14 protein-coding genes are annotated in these 19,682 nt (G+C 63.3%); 8 read left to right on the plus strand and 6 right to left on the minus strand.

Going from position 1 to position 19,682, the window contains the following annotated elements:
• The first annotated feature begins 19 nt into the window (after positions 1–19).
• Positions 20–2,263, plus strand: coding sequence for a DNA topoisomerase IV subunit A (gene parC, locus VGD45_RS06080; protein WP_331154378.1), 2,244 nt, complete (start codon positions 20–22; stop codon positions 2,261–2,263).
• Between the two features lie 9 nt (positions 2,264–2,272).
• On the opposite strand, the gene VGD45_RS06085 is transcribed toward parC, so the two are convergent.
• On the minus strand, positions 2,273–4,327 hold the full coding sequence (locus VGD45_RS06085) for an EAL domain-containing response regulator (RefSeq protein WP_331154379.1): 2,055 nt from the start codon (positions 4,325–4,327) through the stop codon (positions 2,273–2,275).
• A gap of 38 nt (positions 4,328–4,365) precedes the next feature.
• Positions 4,366–5,448: an EF-P beta-lysylation protein EpmB gene (gene epmB, locus VGD45_RS06090; protein ID WP_331154380.1), complete on the minus strand. Its 1,083-nt coding sequence runs from the start codon at positions 5,446–5,448 to the stop codon at positions 4,366–4,368.
• 75 nt (positions 5,449–5,523) lie between these two features.
• On the opposite strand from epmB, the gene efp reads away from it, so the two are divergent.
• Positions 5,524–6,099, plus strand: a complete 576-nt coding sequence (efp, locus tag VGD45_RS06095) for an elongation factor P (RefSeq protein WP_331154381.1) — start codon at positions 5,524–5,526, stop codon at positions 6,097–6,099.
• A gap of 197 nt (positions 6,100–6,296) precedes the next feature.
• Here efp and VGD45_RS06100 read toward each other — a convergent pair whose 3' ends face one another.
• Positions 6,297–6,776 (minus strand): GAF domain-containing protein, encoded by a 480-nt coding sequence (locus tag VGD45_RS06100; RefSeq protein ID WP_331154382.1) that lies wholly within the window; start codon positions 6,774–6,776, stop codon positions 6,297–6,299.
• Positions 6,777–6,910: 134 nt separating this feature from the next.
• Here VGD45_RS06100 and VGD45_RS06105 point away from each other — a divergent pair, with 134 nt between their 5' ends.
• Complete coding sequence (locus VGD45_RS06105) at positions 6,911–9,499, plus strand: serine/threonine-protein kinase (RefSeq protein WP_331154383.1); 2,589 nt, start codon at positions 6,911–6,913, stop codon at positions 9,497–9,499.
• A gap of 135 nt (positions 9,500–9,634) precedes the next feature.
• A complete protein-coding gene (locus tag VGD45_RS06110) occupies positions 9,635–10,621 on the plus strand; it encodes an aldo/keto reductase (protein WP_331154384.1) in 987 nt (328 codons plus the stop codon).
• Positions 10,622–10,626: 5 nt separating this feature from the next.
• Here VGD45_RS06110 and epmA read toward each other — a convergent pair whose 3' ends face one another.
• Genes epmA through VGD45_RS06125 form a run of 3 tightly spaced genes read right to left on the minus strand, consistent with a single transcriptional unit; the run spans position 10,627 to position 13,124 of the window.
• Entirely contained in the window at positions 10,627–11,583 is a 957-nt protein-coding gene (gene epmA / locus VGD45_RS06115) for an EF-P lysine aminoacylase EpmA (protein WP_331154385.1), read from the minus strand.
• A complete protein-coding gene (gene asd, locus VGD45_RS06120) occupies positions 11,580–12,464 on the minus strand; it encodes an archaetidylserine decarboxylase (protein WP_331154386.1) in 885 nt (294 codons plus the stop codon). The genes epmA and asd overlap by 4 nt, the downstream gene beginning before the upstream one ends.
• A 24-nt stretch (positions 12,465–12,488) precedes the next feature.
• Positions 12,489–13,124 carry an SCO family protein gene (locus VGD45_RS06125; RefSeq protein WP_331154387.1) on the minus strand — a complete coding sequence of 212 codons (636 nt, stop codon included), beginning with the start codon at positions 13,122–13,124 and terminating at the stop codon, positions 12,489–12,491.
• A 27-nt stretch (positions 13,125–13,151) separates the two neighbouring features.
• Between VGD45_RS06125 and prmB the strand changes: the two genes are divergently transcribed.
• The 4 genes from prmB to VGD45_RS06145 all read left to right on the plus strand — a co-directional run bounded on the left by prmB (position 13,152) and on the right by VGD45_RS06145 (position 19,648).
• On the plus strand, positions 13,152–14,165 hold the full coding sequence (gene prmB / locus VGD45_RS06130) for a 50S ribosomal protein L3 N(5)-glutamine methyltransferase (protein WP_331154388.1): 1,014 nt from the start codon (positions 13,152–13,154) through the stop codon (positions 14,163–14,165).
• Positions 14,166–14,203: 38 nt separating this feature from the next.
• Positions 14,204–15,310, plus strand: coding sequence for a chorismate synthase (aroC, locus tag VGD45_RS06135; protein WP_331154389.1), 1,107 nt, complete (start codon positions 14,204–14,206; stop codon positions 15,308–15,310).
• Between the two features lie 135 nt (positions 15,311–15,445).
• Positions 15,446–16,468, plus strand: a complete 1,023-nt coding sequence (locus VGD45_RS06140; RefSeq protein WP_331154390.1) for an aspartate-semialdehyde dehydrogenase — start codon at positions 15,446–15,448, stop codon at positions 16,466–16,468.
• 174 nt (positions 16,469–16,642) lie between these two features.
• Positions 16,643–19,648, plus strand: a complete 3,006-nt coding sequence (locus VGD45_RS06145) for a FimV/HubP family polar landmark protein (RefSeq protein WP_331154391.1) — start codon at positions 16,643–16,645, stop codon at positions 19,646–19,648.
• Positions 19,649–19,682: the final 34 nt, after the last annotated feature.

The raw sequence follows: 19,682 nt of genomic DNA on the forward strand, positions 1-19,682 counted from the left end.
ATAAACATTCTCTGGATCTATGCCCACGCAACCTCCTTTGAACTTCGAAGGCGTCGAGCGGCAGCCGCTCCGCGCCTTCACCGAAAAGGCGTACCTCGATTATTCGATGTACGTCATCCTGGATCGCGCCCTGCCGCACATCGGCGACGGCTTGAAGCCGGTGCAGCGGCGCATCGTTTACGTCATGAGCGAGCAGGGCTCGTGGCAGGCCGCGAAACACAAAAAAGCGGCGCGCGCTATCGGTGACGTGATCGGTAAATATCATCCGCACGGCGACTCGGCTTGCTACGAAGCGATGGTGCTGATGGCGCAGCCGTTCTCGTATCGCTATCCGCTGGTCGACGGACAAGGCAACTTCGGTTCCTCCGACGATCCGAAGTCGTTCGCGGCCTATCGTTACACCGAAGCGCGCCTGACCAAGTACTCGGAGCTGCTGTTGTCCGAGCTGGGGCAGGGCACGGTGGAGTGGATTCCGAACTTCGACGGCACGCTGGAAGAGCCCAAGCTGCTGCCGGCGCGCGTGCCGAACATCCTGCTGAACGGCGCGACTGGCATCGCGGTCGGCATGGCGACCGACATTCCGCCGCACAACCTGCGCGAGGTCGTGAATGCCTGTATCAAGTTGCTCGAAGATCCCGATACGCCGCTACGCGAGCTGATGAAAGACGTGAAGGGCCCGGACTTCCCGACCGGCGCCGAGATCATTTCGCCCAAGGCCGATCTCAAGCAAATCTACGAAACCGGCAACGGCACATTCCGCGCGCGCGCCACGTACGAGTTGGAAGACGGCGAGATCGTCATCACTCAGCTGCCGTATCAGGTGTCGGGCAGCAAGATCCAGGAGCAGATCGCGGCGCAGATCAACGCCAAGAAGCTGCCAATGGTAGAGGACATCCGTGACGAGTCCGACCACGAGCATCCGACGCGCATCGTGATCGTGCCGAAGTCGAGCCGTGTCGACCAGGTGCAGGTGATGAATCACCTGTTCGCGACCACGGATCTGGAGCGCACTTATCGCGTCAATCTGAACATCATCGGCCTCGACGGCCGGCCGCGCGTGATGGGATTGAAGGAGCTGCTCGAAGAGTGGCTCAAGTACCGCATCGACACCGTCACGCGCCGTCTGCAGTGGCGCCTGGAGAAGGTGAAGTCGCGCCTGCATATCTTGGAAGGTTTGCTGATCGCGTATCTGAATCTCGACGAAGTGATCCGCATCATTCGTCGCGAGGACGAGCCGAAGCCGGTCTTGATGAAGCGCTTCAAGATCACCGAGATCCAGGCGGACGCAATTCTCGACACGCGCCTGCGTCACCTCGCCAAGCTGGAAGAAATGAAGATCCGCGGCGAGCAGAGCGAGCTGCAGGCCGAGCAGGACCGCCTCGACAAACTGCTCGGCAGCAAGGCCAAGCTGAAGAAGCTGGTGCGCGACGAGCTGGAAGCGGATGCGAAGGAATTCGGCGACGACCGTCGCACCAAGATCGTCGAGCGCGCGGCTGCGGTCGCCATCGATGAGACTGAGCTGGTCACGAGCGAGCCGGTGACGGTGATTCTGTCCGAGCGCGGCTGGGTGCGCGCTGCCAAAGGACATGAAATCGATCCGACCTCGATTTCTTACAAGACCGGCGACGGATTCCTCGCGGCTGCGAAGGGCAAGAGCACGCAGCAGGCGGTGTTCCTCGACAGCACCGGTCGCACGTACACGTTGATTGCCCACTCGTTGCCATCGGCGCGCGGTAATGGCGAGCCGTTGTCAGGCCGCCTGGATCCGCCGGAAGGCGCGACGTTCTCGGGCGTGATTATTGGCGAAGCGACAGAGAAGTGCGTGCTCGCTTCGGACGCGGGCTACGGCTTTGTCGTGCCGGTCGGTGAGCTGCACTCTCGTAACAAAGCCGGCAAGGCGGTGCTCAAAGTGCCGGATGGCAGCAAGGCGCTTGCTCCGGCGCTCGTGCCGGCCGACGAGAATGCGTTGATCTGCGCGACCAGCAGCGAAGGCAAGATGCTGGTGTTCCCGGTGAAGGACTTGCCCGAGCTGCCCAAGGGCAAGGGCAACAAGATCTTCGGCGTGTCCTCCAAGGGCGATGAGACCATGACGGCCATCGCGGTCATCACTTCGTCGCAGAACCTCGTGGTTCGCTCGGGCGAGCGCAAGATGACCATCAAGTTCGCCGACCTCAAGGAATACAAGGGCGAACGCGCTCAGCGCGGGGCGGTGTTGCCTCGTGGCTGGCGGAAGGTCGATAAGCTCGAGGTGGAGAGCGCGTAACCCGCGCTCTCAGCCCATCACCACCTGCTCGGGTTCATTCACGAAATAGCCCTGAATGAACTCGATGCCGAGCTGCCACAGCACCGCCATCGTATTCGCATCTTCCACGCGTTCTGCGATGGTGGAAATGTTTCGTTCCTTGGCTTGATCGACCAGCTCGCGGACGCGGGCTTGCAGCGCCGGATCGACCGCCAGGCCCTGCATCAGAGTGCCGTCGACCTTGACGAAGTCGATGGGCAGGTGGGCGATCAGGCGTTGCGGGTCGCGGCCCGTGCCGAAGTGTTCGATGGTGAAGCGGAAGCCGGCTTTGCGCAGGCCGTTGGCGAGCTCGCTGGTGTCGGCCAGGTATTCCGTCGCGATCTGCTCGCTGATCTGGAAGGCTAGGCGGCTGGGCTCGATGCGCGAGGCTTTGAGCTGATTGTGCAGCCACTGCAGTAGCGACTTATCGCGCACCGAGTCCTTCGACAGACGCACGAACAATTGTTTCACCGGGCGGCTGGCGATGAAGGTCATGGACGCGCCGATCACCCAGCGGTCGATGTTCTTCATCAGGTCGTTGCGCTCGGCGGCCGACATGAATTCGGCGGGCAACAACTCTTCGCCCTGTTCGTCGACCATGCGCACCAGCACGTCGAACATGCCTTTGTCTTCGCCGAGCAAGCTGGCGACGGGCTGTTGCATCAACCGGAAGCGGTTTTCCATGAGCGCCGCCCGGATGCGCTTCACCCACAGCTCGTCGGCGGCTTCTCGCTTCGTGTCTGCCTCACGATGATCGACGATGTTCACTTTGCCGCCGCCGGAAGTCTCGGCGGTGCGTCGCGCCGACAGCGCATCGAGGATTGCGCTGCCCGCATTGGGTGAGCGGGGGTCGATCAAGCCGACGCCGACGCTGCACGTGCAGGAGATTTGTTTCTCTCCCAGTCGGAACACCTGCGTGCCCACTTTGCGGATCAGATTCGCGGCCCACACCTCGATGTCTCGAGCGGTGCCGCGCTCCATCAGCAACACCAGCGTGCCATCGCCGAAGCGGCCGAACAGGTCGGTCGGCTGACGAGTCTCGCCGATCAGGCCAGCAAACTGCGCCATGAAATCTTCAAAAGCCAGCGGCCCGATGTCGTCCGCAACCGCTTCAAGCTTGTCGGGCTGAATGGCAACCAGCTCGCGCACGCCCGCCTTGATGGGCTGGGCCAGCGCTTTTTTCAGATGTTCGATGAAGAAGCGACGTTGCAGAGCGCCGGTGCTCGCGTCACGCTCCAGCGCTTCGGTGAGCTGCTCGTTGAGATTGCCGGACTCGCCGCGCTTGCGAGCGGCGAAGCACAGCCGCACGGCGGGCTCGCCATCGAACTCGACCCGCGACAATTCCATTTCCAGCGGCACGCTCGAACCGTCGTTCAACAAAGCATTCGCCTTGAGCGGGTGGTTCGACCACTTGCCCTGCAGACATGCCACCAGCGCGCCCTTGAGCGCGGCGTGCGCTTCAGGATCGAACACGTCCATCAGCGGCGTGCCGGTCAGCGCGTCGGCTTCGGTGAAGCCATACAAATCCAGCCACGCCGGATTGGCGTCGACGATGATGCCTTCCTGCACGTGAGCGATGGCGTCGGCCGAGCCGGCCATGAAAGATTTCAATTGATCGCGATATTCGCGCGCCGAGCTGATGGTGCTGTTGAGCGCGCGCGCCTGGCGACTCGCTTCCAGCTCGCGAGCAACGACGCCGCGCAGGCGATTCGGGTTCATCAATGTGATCACGTCGCGCGCGCCCTGTTGCATGGCATTGGCCATGATCTCTTCGTCGACCTGATCGCGCGCGAACAGCACCGGCACCTCGGCGCCATACTGCCTGACGACCGTCATGACCTTGGTCATGTCGGCGGGATCCGGTCCGACGAACGCAACCAGCATGTGCGCGTTGATCTGTTGCAAGGCCTCGCCCAGGTCGGTGAGCTCCTTGATCCAGTTGCAACGGACCGCCACGCCCGCGTTGCGCAGGGTGCTGTTGATCGCCTCGACATTGTCCTGATGTCGGGTCAGGACAATCATCGGCACGGCGCTAGATTCGGCCAACGTTCTGCTCCAGCAAACTCATTCAATGAAAAATAGGGTCAATCGACCCTATCGGCGCCGACCACGGCGGTCTTAGCCGGGGCGCCTGCGACTTCCCGAACCAGCTTCGGCACTAAGTACCCGGGCAGTTTCGCGGTCAGCTCCCGGTGGAGCTGCAGCGCCCGGGCTTCGGGCAGGTCGAAATGCGCCGCGCCCTGCACCTTGTCCAATACATGGAGGTAATAGGGAAGGACGTGCGTCTCGAATAGCGCTTCACTCAATTCGGCCAGCGCCGTGACGTCGTCGTTGACCCCTTGGAGCAGCACCGATTGATTCAGCAGAGTGACGCCCGCCGCCTTCAGGCGCCCGCACGCCTGGCGCACCGACTGGTCGATTTCCCGGGCGTGGTTGGCATGCATCACCACCACCTTCTGCAGACGCACTCCTTGCAACCAGTCGAGCAGGCCGAGATCGATGCGCTCGGGCAGGACGATGGGATAACGGGTGTGGATCCGCAGGCGCCGGATATGAGGGATCGCCTGAAGGCCGTCGGTCAGCTGCTTCAATCGCCGATCGCTCAGGCTCCACGGATCGCCGCCGCTGAGAATGACCTCGTTGATGGTGGTATCGGCGCGCAGGTGGTCGAGCGCCGGCTGCCAGCCCTGTTGAAGGGCCGACTCTTCCGAATAGGGAAAATGCCGGCGAAAACAGTACCGGCAATGGACGGCGCAGGCGCCGGTGGTCACCAGCAAGGCCCGGCCTTGATACTTGTGCAGTAAGCCCTGAGCCGCGCGGCGGTTCATGTCGCCGACCGGATCGGTCACGAAGCCCTCCGTCACCTGCAATTCGGCGGCGACCGGCAATATTTGCAGCAGCAACGGATCGTTCGGGTCGCCCTTCCGCATCCTTGCCACGTAACTGCGCGGTACGCGCAGGGCGAAGTCCTTGGCCGCCGCGATGGCGGGCAGGACCAGTGCTGGATCGAGGTCGAGCAGGCTGCACAGCTCCCGAGGATCGGTCACCGCTTCAGCCAGCAATTGCTGCCAGCCGGGCTCACGAGGCACGGATTTAGCCGTGGAATCGAGGGAAATGGCGTCGAACTGCGGGGCCAACTGGTTTGCGTGGGAGGTTGCGGCTATCATCTGCGCCCTTTGCCGGGGACCCCGCTGGAAATGCGGGGCCGGTCCATTTTCGCAGACTTTCAGCCGCGGTGCCCAATGGCCAGTTACTCCACCAATGAATTCAAGTCGGGCGTCAAGATCCTGCTTGAAGGCGTCCCGTATTCCATCGTCGAAAACGAGATGGTCAAGCCCGGCAAAGGCCAGGCGTTCAACCGCGTCAAAGTGCGCAATCTGAAGAACGGCAAGGTTACGGAGCGCACGTTCAAGTCGGGCGACACGGCCGAGGCCGCCGACGTCGTCGAAACCGAAATGCAATATCTCTACACGGACGGCGAGTTCTGGACTTTCATGAATCCGGAGTCGTTCGAGCAGTACACCGCCGGCAAAGAAGCCATGGGCGACGGCGCGATTTGGCTGAAGGACGGCATGAATTGCACGGTCATGCTGTGGAATGGCGAGCCGCTCAACGTGACGCCGCCGGCGCACGTCGAGCTGAAGGTCATCGAGACCGACCCCGGCCTGCGCGGCGACACCGCCACTGGCGGCGCCAAACCCGCCAAACTGGAAACCGGCGCCACGGTGCGCGTCCCGTTGTTCATCAACGAAGGCGAGTACATCCGCGTCGACACCCGCACCGCCGAGTACATCGCCCGCGCCAAGGCTCCGGCTTAAGAGAAAAAAGACTGCCTCGGTGGCTCGCACGCCGCCGAGGTGGGGTATCTCCTTCCGGCACCGTGCTCCCCCTCAGTCGCGCTTTCGCGCGACGTCGTCGGGTCCCATCCCTGGGCGCACTTTGCCGAAAAGGTCCCTCTTTCTCGACAATGCCGGAAGAAGATACCCCACCTCGACGACGTGCCGAAACGTTTGTCTTAGTTTGACAGCAACGCCGCCACGAACTGTTCCAGTCCTTTCTTATCCTGTTCGTCGAAGCGAGCCAGCTTCGGGCTGTCCAGGTCGAGCACGCCGAGCAACTCGCCGTTGCGGATCATCGGCACCACGATTTCTGAATTCGAAGCGGCGTCACATGCGATGTGGCCAGGGAACTCGTGCACGTTGCGGACGAGCTGTGTGGCGCGCTGAGCGGCGGCGGTTCCGCAGACGCCTTTGCCGATAGCTATGCGGACGCATGCGGGTTTTCCCTGAAAGGGGCCGACCACCAGCTCGCCTTCCTTGAGCAAATAAAATCCCGCCCAGTTCAAATCGGGCAGCGAGTGATATATCAGCGCCGCGCTGTTCGCGAGATTGGCGATGAAATCGCGCTCGCCTGCGATCAAACCCTGCAGCTCCTGCACCAGTTGCTGATAAAGCACCGGCTTGGGCTGGCTGGCGTCGATGTGACTCTCGTGCATGGCTCGGCTCGTTGACAAAGACAATAGCGCGATTGTAACTCCGGCCAGCCGGTCACACTGTTGCGATACTGACGCTTCCAGCTTTGCCCATCGCGCGTGTACGCTGACGCGCACAACATCAGCGGATGAATCCTATGGAGCCGGGAGCCAGCCCCGAGCCCCCCAGCGACGCGGGGCTCGATCCAACCGTACAGCAACCTGCCACCACGACCCGCCGCGAGCTGCCGCCTGGCGAGATCGTCGGTCGTTATCGCATCGTCCGTCTGCTCGGCCGCGGCGGCATGGGCTCGGTGTATTTCGCCGAGCGCGCCGACGAGGAATATCAGCAGTCGGTGGCGTTGAAGGTGGTCGAGTGGTGCCCCGCTGTGACCGACCTCGCCGGTCGTTTCCGCGCGGAACGACAAATCCTTGCGCGTCTCTCGCACGAGAACATCGCTCGTTTGCTCGACGGCGGTCAGATGCCCGATGGCACGCCGTATCTGGTGATGGAGCACATCGCCGGTACGCGCATCGATCATTACTGCAAGCTGCGACGGCTCGGCACCGAAGCCAAGCTCCGGTTGATGCAGCAAGTGTGTGCGAGCGTGCAGTACGCGCACCAGAACCTGGTCATTCACCGCGATCTGAAGCCCTCGAACATTCTGGTCACCGAAGAGGGCGTGGTGAAGCTGCTCGATTTCGGCGTCGCCAAGCTGCTGAGCCCGGACGCCGGCGCCGACTCGATGACCCAGCAGATTGACCGCGTGTTGACGCCGGACCATGCCAGCCCCGAACACCTGCTCGGTCAACCGGTCGGCACGACGTCCGACGTCTACGCGCTCGGCGTATTGCTCTATGAGTTGTTGAGCGGCAAGCGGCCGTTCGAGTTCGCAAATTTATCCTTCAGCGAAATCACTCGCATAGTCGGCCTCACCAGTCCTGCGCCCCCGAGCACGAGGGTTCCTGTTGAAGCGGACCGGCGTGGGCTCGCAGCGGAGTTGCGTGGCGATCTCGACAACATCGTGCTCAAAGCGATGCATCGCGAGCCGAACCGCCGTTATCAGACGGCGGCCGCGCTCGCGGCGGATATTCAGAATTATCTGGAAGGCAGGCCGGTACAGGCGCGTCCGGATACATGGACCTATCGCGCACGAAAATTCGTGCGTCGTAACGCGTGGGCCGTGGCTGGATCGACAGCCTCCGTGCTGATGATCGCCACCGTGATTGCGTTCTACACCGTGCGGCTTTCGGAAGAGCGCGACATCGCACAACGCGAGCGCAAGGCTGCCGACACCGTCGCCGAATTCATGATCGACGTGTTTCGTCGCGCGAACCCCAATGAGACTCGCGGCGCTGAAGTGTCGGCGCGCGATGCGCTCGACGCCGCGGCAGCGCGCATCGATCGCGATCTGCTCAATGAGCCGCATCTGCGTTTGTCACTGATGCGCAAGATGGGGCAGTCCTACAGCGGTCTGGGTCTCATGCCCGAAGCACTCGGTCTCATGGAACGGCAGGTGAGCCTCGCGCGCTCGGTGTTCGGCGAAACTCACGTCGAACTGGCGCGCGCTCTGGAGGCGCTGGGTCACATTCATCACTCCACGTCCAAGTTCGTTCTGGCGGAACAGGCCTTCGGCGAAGCCGAGCTGATCCGGATGCGCCTGGGTCTGGAGCACGACGCCGAATGGGCGCGCTTGCTGCATTCCATCGCCAGCAATCTCCGGGCCGAACAGCGCTTCGAGGACGCGATCAAATATCACAAGCGAGCGGAAGAGAGCGCTCGCGCGTTGCCCGAGCTGGAGCGCGCGACCTTGGGCAATGTGCTGCAAGGGTTGGCGTTCACATACGGCGAGTCTGGCAACTACGCCGAGGCCGAGCGTTATGCGCGCGAGGCGCTGCCGCTGCTGGAAGGCGCGACCCACGAAGGCCACGATTTGTATAGCAACGGCCTCAACACGTTGGCGAACATCCTGCGGCGACAGTTCAAGCTGGACGAAGCGGAGGCGTTGTTTCGACGTTTCGTCGCGCGGCAGACCGAGATCCTCGGCAAGAATCATTTCCTCGTGGCCCGCGCGCAAAACAATCTGGCGACGTTGTTACGAGCCAAGGGCGACTACAAAGGCGCGGAGCAGGCGCTGCTGGAAGCGTTGCGAATCTACGAGTCGGGCCGCGAGCCGGATCAACTCGACCTCGCGATCTCGCATCACAACCTGGCGGGCGTGTATCGCGAAGACGGAGACTTCGCGCAGGCGCTGGAGCACGCGGATCGAGCGATCGATCTCAAGCGTAACGCGACGGGGCCGGGCAGTCCGCAACTGGTGAGCTCGCTGTTGGAACGGTCCGCCGCCCTGCGTAGTCGAGGCGATTTCGCCGCCGCGCGTACCGCGTTTGCCGAGGCAGAGTCGATCGCGAGTCAGCGCTTCGATCCGAACGATCGGCGCCACGTGCTGGTTCTGTTGGAGCGTGGACGCTTGAATCTCGCGACCGGACAGAAGGCAGCAGCCGCGCATGATCTGGAAGATGCCGTAGCTCGCTTGCGCAAGCAGGACGAAGCCGCACGCCTCGCCGAGGCTCTCTGCACACTTGCCGAGTTGCGCGCATCGTCGGGCGATGTCGGCGGTGCACGTACTTTGCTCGATGAAGCTGCGACGTTGCGTTTGAAAATCATGCCGGCCACGCATCCCGCTGTCGTCGCCGTGCAAAGTCAGTTGCGCGCTCTAGAGGTGACGGGTCTGGCTGCGAAGTAAAACGCACGCTTGCCCTTCGCTGCGCGAGAGCGCATTTTCAGGCAAACACATTTTTAGGCAAGCATTGCGCGGCTTCGTATAACGCCTCCGAGTCCTTCGGCGGTCACAATGCGCGCCGTAGATGAGGAGAGCGACATGCAACAACGCAAATTGGGTACTCAGGGTCTGACGGTGTCCGCGCTCGGGCTGGGCTGCATGGGCATGGCTCAGGTCTACGGCGCGAGCGACGACAGCGAATCGATCGCGACCATTCATCGCGCCCTCGAGCTCGGTATGAATTTTTTCGATACCGCCGAGGTGTACGGGCCGTACACGAATGAAGAGTTGCTCGGCAAGGCGCTCAAAGGCAAACGGCAGCAAGCCGTCATCGCGACCAAGTTCGGCTTCGATCTGACCGCGAAGGACCGGCTCGGCGCTCTCAACAGCCGCCCGGAGAACGTGTTCAAGGTTGCTAACGAGAGCCTGCAGCGGCTCGGCACCGACTACATCGATTTGTTTTATCAGCATCGCGTCGATCCCGCCGTGCCCATCGAGGAAACGGTTGGCGCCATGGCGGAACTGGTGAAGCAGGGCAAAGTGCGTTACCTCGGCCTTTCCGAAGCGGGCGCGGCGAACATCCGGCGCGCGCACGCCGTGCATCCGATCTCCGCGCTGCAGAGCGAATATTCGCTGTGGGAACGCAACCTCGAGCCCGAGATCATTCCGCTGGTGCGCGAGTTGAGCATCGGTCTGGTGCCTTATTGTCCGCTCGGCCGCGGCTTCCTCACCGGCACGGCCCCGCGTCTGGAAGCGACGAACGATGCGGATTTCCGTCGGCGCGATCCGCGCTTCCAGGGCGAGAACTACGATCGCAATCTGCACCTGGTCGAAGAGGTGAACGCCGTAGCTCAGCAGAAGGGCGCAACCGCGGCACAGATTGCGCTTGCCTGGGTGCTGCAGAAGGGCGATGACATCGTGCCCATCCCCGGCACCAAGCGCCGCAAATATCTCGAAGAGAACGCAGTTGCCGCGTTGATCACACTTACGCCGCAGGAGTTGCAGGTACTCGACGCCATCGGCGAGCCGGGCGAAGTGGCCGGCCCGCGCTACAACGAGCCGTTCATGAAGCTGGTCGATCGCTGATCGATTCAGGCGCGGTCGAAGGGAAACGCGAGCACGGCGTCGATATGTTTGGCGCCGGTCGCGCACATCACGAGGCGATCGAAGCCCAGCGCGACGCCGGAGCAATCCGGCAGTCCGTGCTCGAGCGCGGCGAGGAAACGTTCGTCGATGGGCATCGGCGGCAAGCCGCGCTTGGAGCGCTCCGCGATGTCACGTTCGAAGCGCGCGCGTTGCTCGGGCGCATTGCCGAGCTCGTGAAAGCCGTTGCACAGCTCCAGGCCATCCATGTACGCCTCGAAGCGAGATGCGACCGGCCCACGAATCTGCGCGAGCGCCGCTTGCGACGCCGGATAGTCATAGATAAACGTCAGCCGATCGTGGCCGAGCTGCGGGCCGACCAGAATGCCCATGATCAGATCCAGACACGCGTCGCGGTCGCTCCGGATATCGCGCGGGACTTCGATGCCCTGGCTTTCCAGACGCGCGATCAGCACGGGTATCGGATCGTCGAACGGATCGATCCCCGCATGCAGATGCACCGCTTCGCGGTAAGTGAGCCGCTCCGAGCGATCGAACGAGCGTGAGGGGGGCAGCATGGCGCTGATCAGCCGCTCGACGTCCGACATGAGCGAGTGATGATCCATGCCGAGTCGATACCACTCGATCATGGTGAACTCGGGATTGTGATAGCGGCCGCTCTCGCCGTCGCGGTACACCTTGCAGATCTGCCAGATGTCACCGCAACCGGCCGCGAGCAGACGTTTCATCGCGTACTCGGGCGAGGTGTGCAGGAAGGTGTGTCGGCCGTTGGCGGTCGCGGCAACGCTCGCCAGATGAATGTCTGTGACAGCGGCCGCGCTCAACGTCGGCGTATCGACTTCCAGCGCGCGCGTGGCCGTGAAATATTCACGAGCGGCTCGCAACATCGACGCCCGCGTTTCGAGCGTGGCGATGGCCGCGGTCGGGCGCCAATCGTTGCTCATTGCGAGACTCGTGCGATGGGACGACCGAGCTGAACGGTCGCATTCGCGTGCATCGCCGAGGTATCCCAATGAATGCGGCCGCGCTCGAACAGCAGCACGACGGTAGAGCCCATGTTGAAGCGGCCCAGCTCTTCACCTTTCTTGAATTCGCGGCCCACGCCTTGGGCAATGATCTCGGGCCGCTTGTTCCGACGCGGCGGCGGATTCACTTCGCCACAGTGCACCGTCTCGATGCTGCCGACGTGCAGCGCGCCGACCAGAATGACCGCGACCCGTCCGATGGGCGTGTTGAATTCGCAGATCAAACGTTCGTTTCGAGCAAACACTCGCGGCACGGCGCGCGCGGTCGATGCGTTCACGCTGAACAAATCGCCCGGCACATAGATGTTCTTGAACGCCGCGCCCGCGTACGGCATGTGGATGCGGTGATAGTTGTACGGCGCGAGATAGATGCAGGCAAAGCTGCCGTTGGTGTAGGTGGCAATCGATTCTTCATCGCCCGCCAGCAGCTCCTGCAAGGTGTAGTGCTGACCCTTGGCCTGCAGAATCGACTCGTTCAGCAACTCGCCCACCTGGCTCACGGTGCCGTCCACGGGACTCACGACGAACTCGGATTCGATGGCGATGGGGCGCGCGCCAGGCTTCAACGCGCGCGTAAAAAACTCATTGAAGGTTCGATATGCAAATGGATTCGGCTGCACGGCCTCGGCCATGTTGATGTCGAACAGATTGAGAAAGATGCGCAGAAACGTGTTCTTGACGAACCGTGACTCGCTGCGCGCGATCGCATAGATGCCGCGCGACATGATGTGCTTGGGCAGGACGTGCTGAAGCGCGGCGAAGAGCCGGTCGCCGGTGCTGACGGAAGGAACGTCGGTCATGAGCGGTCGGTCACGAGCTGGCGATCAGGAGTGAGGAGAGGCGGCGACGATGCTGCGATAGTCTTCGGCGATGATGGGCACTTGGTGCGGCGTCGAGCTCAACGCCCGCAGCGCGCCGTTCGGGTCGACCACGAAAATGGCCGCGGAGTGATCGACGGTGTAATTGCCGCCCGGCAGCGGTGAGATCTGCACGGGCACGCCCATCTTCAGAGCGAATTCATGAACCGCCTCCTGCTCGCCGGTGATGCCGGTGAAGCTGGGGCTGAACGACTTCACGTATTGCGCCAGCCGCTCCGGCGTGTCCCGCTTCGGATCTACCGAGACGAGCACGATGTGCGGGCGCTGTTCCTGCGGCAGATCCGCCAGCTGCTTTTCGACCTGCGCGAGCAAGGCGAGCGTGGTGGGGCAGATGTCGGGGCAGAAGGTGAAGCCGAAGAACAGGATGCTCCAGTGACCGCGCAGCTGCTCCGGCCCGAACGGCTTGCCTTCCTGATCGATGAAAGCCATGGGCGGCAGCGGCCGCGCCGGATCGATCAGCGTGGCCTTGGCCAGAGTGGGGGCATCGGAGCGGTCCAGCACCGCGCGCGCCAGCAGGATGCCGGCCGCTATCGCTACAATAGCGACCACTGCCGCGAGTCCTATCGATTTTGCTTGACTCATTGGTCTCCTCGTGGCGCCAAGTATCGCATGCCCGCAAAGAAATCCGCGCCCAGGAAGTCCACCGCCAAGGTCCGTGCATTAGGCAAAAAGCCGCAGGCCACCGCGAAGCGGGGTCGGACAGCTACGGAGACGAGCAAATCATCACCGGTGGCCCGCGCGCCGGAGTCTGCAACCGTTGCACAGCTGATCAGCTTCGCCGCCGAGCAGTTTGCGCACGCCGAGCTGTGGTTCGGTCATGGCACCGACAACGCGGTCGATGAGGCCGCGGAGCTGGTGTTCTTCGCAGCCGGCCTGCGGCACGACGAGGCCGAGGAAGTGTACGGCCAGGTCCTCACCTCGAAGCAGCGGGGCAAGGCGCTCGACTTGATCGAGCGGCGCATTCGCGAGCGCGTGCCGGCCGCCTATCTCACGCATCGCATGTGGTTCGCCGGCCATGAGTTCTACGTAGATGAGCGCGTGCTGGTGCCGCGCTCGCCGATCGCCGAGCTGATTCACGCGCACTTCCGGCCCTGGATCGATCCCGCCAAAGTGCGCCGGATCCTCGACATCGGCACGGGCTCAGGCTGCATTGCCATCGCCTCGGCGCTGGCCTTTCCCAAGGCCAAAGTAGATGCAGCGGATCTTTCGCCCGACGCGCTTGCGGTCACGCGCATGAACATCGAGCGTCACTCGGTTCAGTCGCGCGTGCGAGCGGTGCAATCCGACGTGTTCGAGGCGCTGGAAGGCGAGCGTTACGACGTGATCGTTTCCAATCCGCCCTACGTAGGTGACGAAGAGCTGGCGGGCCTGCCCGAGGAATATCGTCGCGAGCCGGTGATGGGCTTGCACGGCGGTCGCGACGGTCTGGACATCGTGCATCGGATCATCGACCAGGCGGCGGCGCATTTGCAGCCGCACGGAATATTGATCGTCGAGGTTGGCAACTCGGAGGACGTGCTGGTCGAAGCGCGCCCCCGCATGCCGTTCACCTGGCTCGATTTCGAGCGCGGCGGCGGCGGTGTGTTCCTTCTGACCAGAGAACAGCTGCTCCACAAGCGCTAAGCTAGTCAGTCATCGTCAGTCAGTAGTCCCTTCCCAGAATGTCCGGCAACACCCTAGGCAAGCTCTTCACCGTCACCACCTTCGGCGAAAGCCACGGGCCGGCGCTCGGCTGCATCGTCGATGGCTGCCCGCCGGGCCTGGAGCTGTCGGAGGAGGACATTCAGCCGGAGCTGGAGCGGCGGCGCACGGGCACCTCGCGGCACACCAGTCAGCGCAAGGAGCCGGATCAGGTGAAGATCCTGTCCGGCGTGTTCGAGGGCCGCACCACCGGGACGCCCATCGGCCTGCTGATCGAGAACACGGATCAGCGCTCGCGCGACTACGAGAAGATCAAGGATCGGTTCAGGCCTGGCCACGCTGACTACAGCTATCAGCAGAAATATGGCTTTCGTGACTATCGCGGCGGCGGTCGCTCCTCGGCGCGCGAAACGGTCATGCGTGTGGCGGCAGGCGCGATCGCACGCAAATATTTGCGTACCCGCCTCGGCGTAAACATCCAGGGATACCTGGCGCAGCTGGGGCCACTGGTGCTCGAACCGAAGTCGCTGGCCACCGTCTACGACAACCCGTTCTTCAGCCCCGATCCCTCGCGCCTGGAGGAGTTGGAGGACTACATGGTCAACCTGCGCCGCGAGGGAGATTCGGTCGGCGCGCGCGTCAACGTGATCGCGAGCGGCGTGCCCGCGGGCTTGGGCGAGCCGGTGTTCGACCGGCTGGATGCCGACATCGCTTTCGCCATGATGTGCATCAACGCGGTGAAGGGCGTGGAGATCGGCGCCGGCTTCGCGAGCGTCAGTCAGAAGGGCAGCGAGCATCGCGACGAAATGACCCCGGACGGCTTTCTATCCAACAACGCAGGCGGCGTGCTTGGCGGCATTTCTTCAGGGCAGGACATCCTGGTCAGCATCGCCCTCAAGCCCACTTCCAGCATCATCATTCCGGGGCGCACCGTGGATGTGGATGGCAACCCCGTGGAAGTGGTTACGACGGGCCGCCACGACCCCTGTGTAGGACTCCGCGCCACCCCGATCGCCGAGGCCATGCTGGCGCTGGTCCTGATGGACCACTACCTCCGCAACCGCGGTCAGAATGCGGATGTGACCAACAAATTCACGCTCAAGCCGCTGCGTCCGAGCGGCGATTGAGGTAGTGTGCGCGGCCCGATTTAATGAACCTTATGTCGAAACGGCCTCGGCCACTTTCGACCAGAAAAAAGAGTCAGGCTGAGCGGCATGGTGCCGATCAGCCGGTGCAATTGGCGAGCAACTGAGTCTGGAGTCATGAGCAAGCGGTGGAATGTGGCGGTTTTGGGTGCGACTGGCCTGGTCGGCGGCAACATGCTGTCGATTCTGGAGCAGCGCAATTTCCCTGTGGGCGAGATCTACCCCCTGGCGAGCGCCAAATCCGTCGGCAAAACCATTCGCTTCAAAGGCAAAGAAGTGCCCGTGCTGGATGTCGAGACCTTCGACTTCAGCAAAGCCCAGGTCGGTCTGTTCTCGGCCGGCGCCAGCGTCTCCAAGGTGCATGCCGTGCGTGCCGGCCAGGCCGGTTGCGTCGTGGTCGATAACACCTCGCAGTTCCGTTACCAGGACGACATCCCGCTGGTGGTGACCGAGGTCAATCCGCACGCCATCGCGGGCTACAAGAAACACAACATCATCGCCAACCCGAACTGCTCGACCATGCAGATGCTGGTGGCGCTCAAGCCGCTGCACGATGCCGCGGGCATCGAACGCATCAACGTCGCGACCTATCAGTCCGTGTCCGGCGGCGGCCAGAAGGCCATCGACGAGTTGCAGGGCCAGACCGAGACCCTGCTCAAGGGCGGCACCGTCACCCCGAAAGTGATCGCCAAGCAGATCGCCTTCAACTGCGTGCCCCAGATCGACGTGTTTCTGGACAACGGCTACACCAAGGAAGAAATGAAGATGTTCTGGGAGACCCAGAAGATCCTCGAGGACAAGAACATCAAAGTGAACGCCACCGCCGTGCGCGTCGGCGTATTCGTCGGCCATTCCGAGGCGGTGAGCATCGAGACCCGACGCAAGCTCACCGAGGGCGAAGCCAGGGAATTGCTGAGCAAGGCCCCTGGGGTGGTGCTGATGGACGAGCGCAAGCCGGGAGGGTATCCCACGCCAGTGACCGAGGCCGCCGGGACCGATCCGGTGTTCGTGGGACGCATCCGGGAAGACATCAGTCACGACCGGGGTCTAAATCTGTGGATTGTGTCCGATAACGTTCGCAAGGGAGCAGCGTTAAATAGCGTCCAAATCGCCGAGATTTTGGTGAAAGAGTATTTGTGAGCTATAGTTGCGCGCCTAAAGTCATGAAGCACATGAGCTTTTCATGCGCTTCATGACCCTCGACGCGCGTCATCTGTAGCACGGGCGCTTTCCATAAGGTCGTTGCATAACGCCTTAAAAGGCCAAGCCCACACATCGCTAAAGGATGCTTCGGGACACGTACCGGGAGAGCTGATGAGAAGACACCTGCCGCGCCTGCTGCTGACGGGCGCCCTGCTGTCCCCTGTGACGCTGTATGCGTTGGGTCTGGGGGAAATTCGCCTGAATTCCGCCCTGAATCAGCCTTTCGATGCGGAAATCGAGCTGCTGTCCCCGACCGCGGAGGAGCTGGGCAGCCTGAAGGTCACGTTGGCCAGCAACGACGTGTTCTCCCGCTATGGCATCGACCGGCCCTCGTACCTGAACAATTTCGATTTCTCGGTGAGCCGCGGCCGCGATGGCAAAGCCACCATCAAGGTGACATCGAACCGTTCGGTCACCGAGCCGTACGTGACCCTGCTGGTCGAGGCGAGCTGGGCCCGTGGCCGTCTGGTCCGCGAGTACACCGTGCTGCTCGATCCGCCGGTGTTCATGCCGTCGCAGAACGAAACCGCTCCCGCGCCGGTGACCACGCCGCAGTCGGCCACGACCGCGGAAGGTCGCATCGAGCGTCGTCCGACTCCGGCCCCCGAACCCGCTCCGGTTCCCGCCCCGGCTACGCCGCGGGCAACGCCCACGCCTGAACCGACTCCCGCGCCGTCGCAGGCTCAACGCACCGAAGAGCCGACCGCGAGCGATCAGGTCATCGCGTCGCCGGGCAGCGAGTACACCGTTCAGCGCAACGACACGTTGTCGAAGATTGCCTCCGCCGCGAACCCCGGTCCGCGCCGTGTGAACAATCAGACGATGATCGCGTTGTTCCGCGCCAATCCGCAGGCCTTCAGCGGCAACAACATCAATCGTCTGCGCGCCGGCAGCGTGCTGCGCATTCCTGAGTTGTCCGAGATCGAAGCGATCTCCGCGGATGAAGCCGGCGCGGAAGTGTCGCGGCAGGTCGCGGAGTGGTCTGGCGGCGTGGTCGCCGACACCACCCCGGAAAGCGATCGCCTGCGACTGGTGACGCCGCAAGAAACACCGACGCCGCCGACACCGGCCCAGGCTCCGCAGCAGCAGGCTCAGCAACAGCCGCAGCCGTCTGCATCGCCGGGCACGCCGAGCACGCCGGATCGTCGTCTCGAAGTCGAAAACCCTGGCCTGGCTCAGGCGCAACAAAACGTCGACCCGACGCCCGCGCAGCCGCCGGTTGAACCGATGCCCTCGGAAGAGGTGGTGACGCCGACCGACTCGCAGGCGACCGAGCCCGCCCCGGCCACCGAAGAGCCCGTGGCTCCGGCTGCGGAAGCGCAGCCGCAGACGCCGCCCAAGGCAACTCCGGCGCCGACGCCCGAGCCGTCGCTCCTCGATACGCTCAAAGATTACGCGTGGGTCGCACTGATCGCGCTGGGTCTGTTGATCGTGCTCGGCGTGGCGTTCGTGCGCCGTCGTCGCGAGGCCGAGGAAGACTCGCTCGATTCGCTGTCCATGCCGATGGATTTCGAGCCGCCGTCGGAACGTCCGGCGCGTGCGCTCGCGCCGTCGAGCAAGGGCGGTCGCGCCGATGCATTCCTGGTCGAGGGCGAAGACGACGCCGGTCTGGTGAAGACCAACCTCGACGAAGACCTGGACTTCGACGCGCCGGAACCGACCAAGCGTCGTGAACCGTCGCGTGGCTTCGAGCCTGCTGCCGCGGCCCCGGCTGCGCGCGGCGTCGAAGACACGATGAGCAGCGAGTCCGCCGTCCGCTTCGATCAGCAGGACGCGCTGGCCGAGGCCGACTTCCACATGGCGTACGGTCTGTACGACCAGGCCGCGGATCTGGTGAAGATCGCCATCGACCGCGAGCCGTCGCGTCGTGACCTGAAGCTCAAGCTGCTCGAGATCTACTTCGTCTGGGGCAACAAGGACCTGTTCCTCGACACGGCGCGCGACCTGTACGAGACGCGCGGCGAAGCGGCCCAGGGCGAGTGGGACAAAGTCGCGATCATGGGCAAGCAGATCGCCCCGGACGACTCGATGTTCAAGGGCGAGGGCGGCCACGTCGATCTGGTCGACGTGAACCTCGAAGGCGGCGAGAACCGCGTCGACGTCGATCTGTTCGCCGAGCCGAGCGATGACCGCCAGGCGCTGGATCTGGAGTTCGCGAGCGGCGAGCGCCGCGGCCCGAACGACGCCACGCAGGTGAGCAACGATCTCGACTTCCTGCTCGACGAGCCGAACGACGACGACACGCAGGAACAGCGCACGCGCGAAGTCGATCAGCTGGCCCGCACGCAGGAAACGCCGACCATCGAATCGCCGATGATCGATCGCACCGTGCAGACGGTGCGTGAGAAGGTCGACACTGCCTTGTTCAGCAAGACCGGCAGCACCGGCGACACGGCTGAATTGTCGATCGACGACCTCGGCCTGGATGTGAACTCCATCGACCAGGGCCAGGCCCTGGAAGACACGACTTCGATCGAGAAGGATCTCGGCGACGTGCGCCCGCTGCGCGACGACGAGATGACGCAGCTCGCGCCGTCGCTGAGCAGCTTCGATCGCACGATGGAAGCGCCGCGAGTGTCGCGCTTCGATGGCGACATCGAGAGCACGGGCACGATCTATATCGATCAGGTGGATCTCGCGGCGGCCGCCGGCGACACGGCGGAACATCGCCGTCCGGACGTGGACTCGACGGCGTCGATGAAGAAGCCGCTGGCCATGACGGACATCGATCTCGACCTGGACAACCTGTCCTCCGAGCGCGTGAGCTCCGACACCGTGCGTCGGCCTCGCGAGGAAGAGGACATCTTCTCCGGTGACGTGTTCGGCGAGCGCACGCAGGATGTGACCCGCGGCGGCGGCATCGACCTCGACGTTGGCGATCCGCTGGCGGGCGAGGACAACGAGCCCACCCAGCGCCAGTCGCTGACCACCGAAATGGAGCTGTCCGAGCTCGAGCCGGTCACCATGAGCGAGGTCGGCACCAAGCTCGACCTGGCCCGCGCCTACATGGACATGGGCGACCCGGACGGTGCTCGCAGCATCCTCGAAGAGGTGCTCGGCGAGGGCAACCCGAACCAGAAGCAGGAAGCTCAGCGCCTCATGGACTCTATTCGCTGAACCCGACGGCCGGGCCTCGCGCCCGGCCTTCCCG

This window comes from Steroidobacter sp., assembly GCF_036402275.1.
Lineage (GTDB): Bacteria > Pseudomonadota > Gammaproteobacteria > Steroidobacterales > Steroidobacteraceae > Steroidobacter.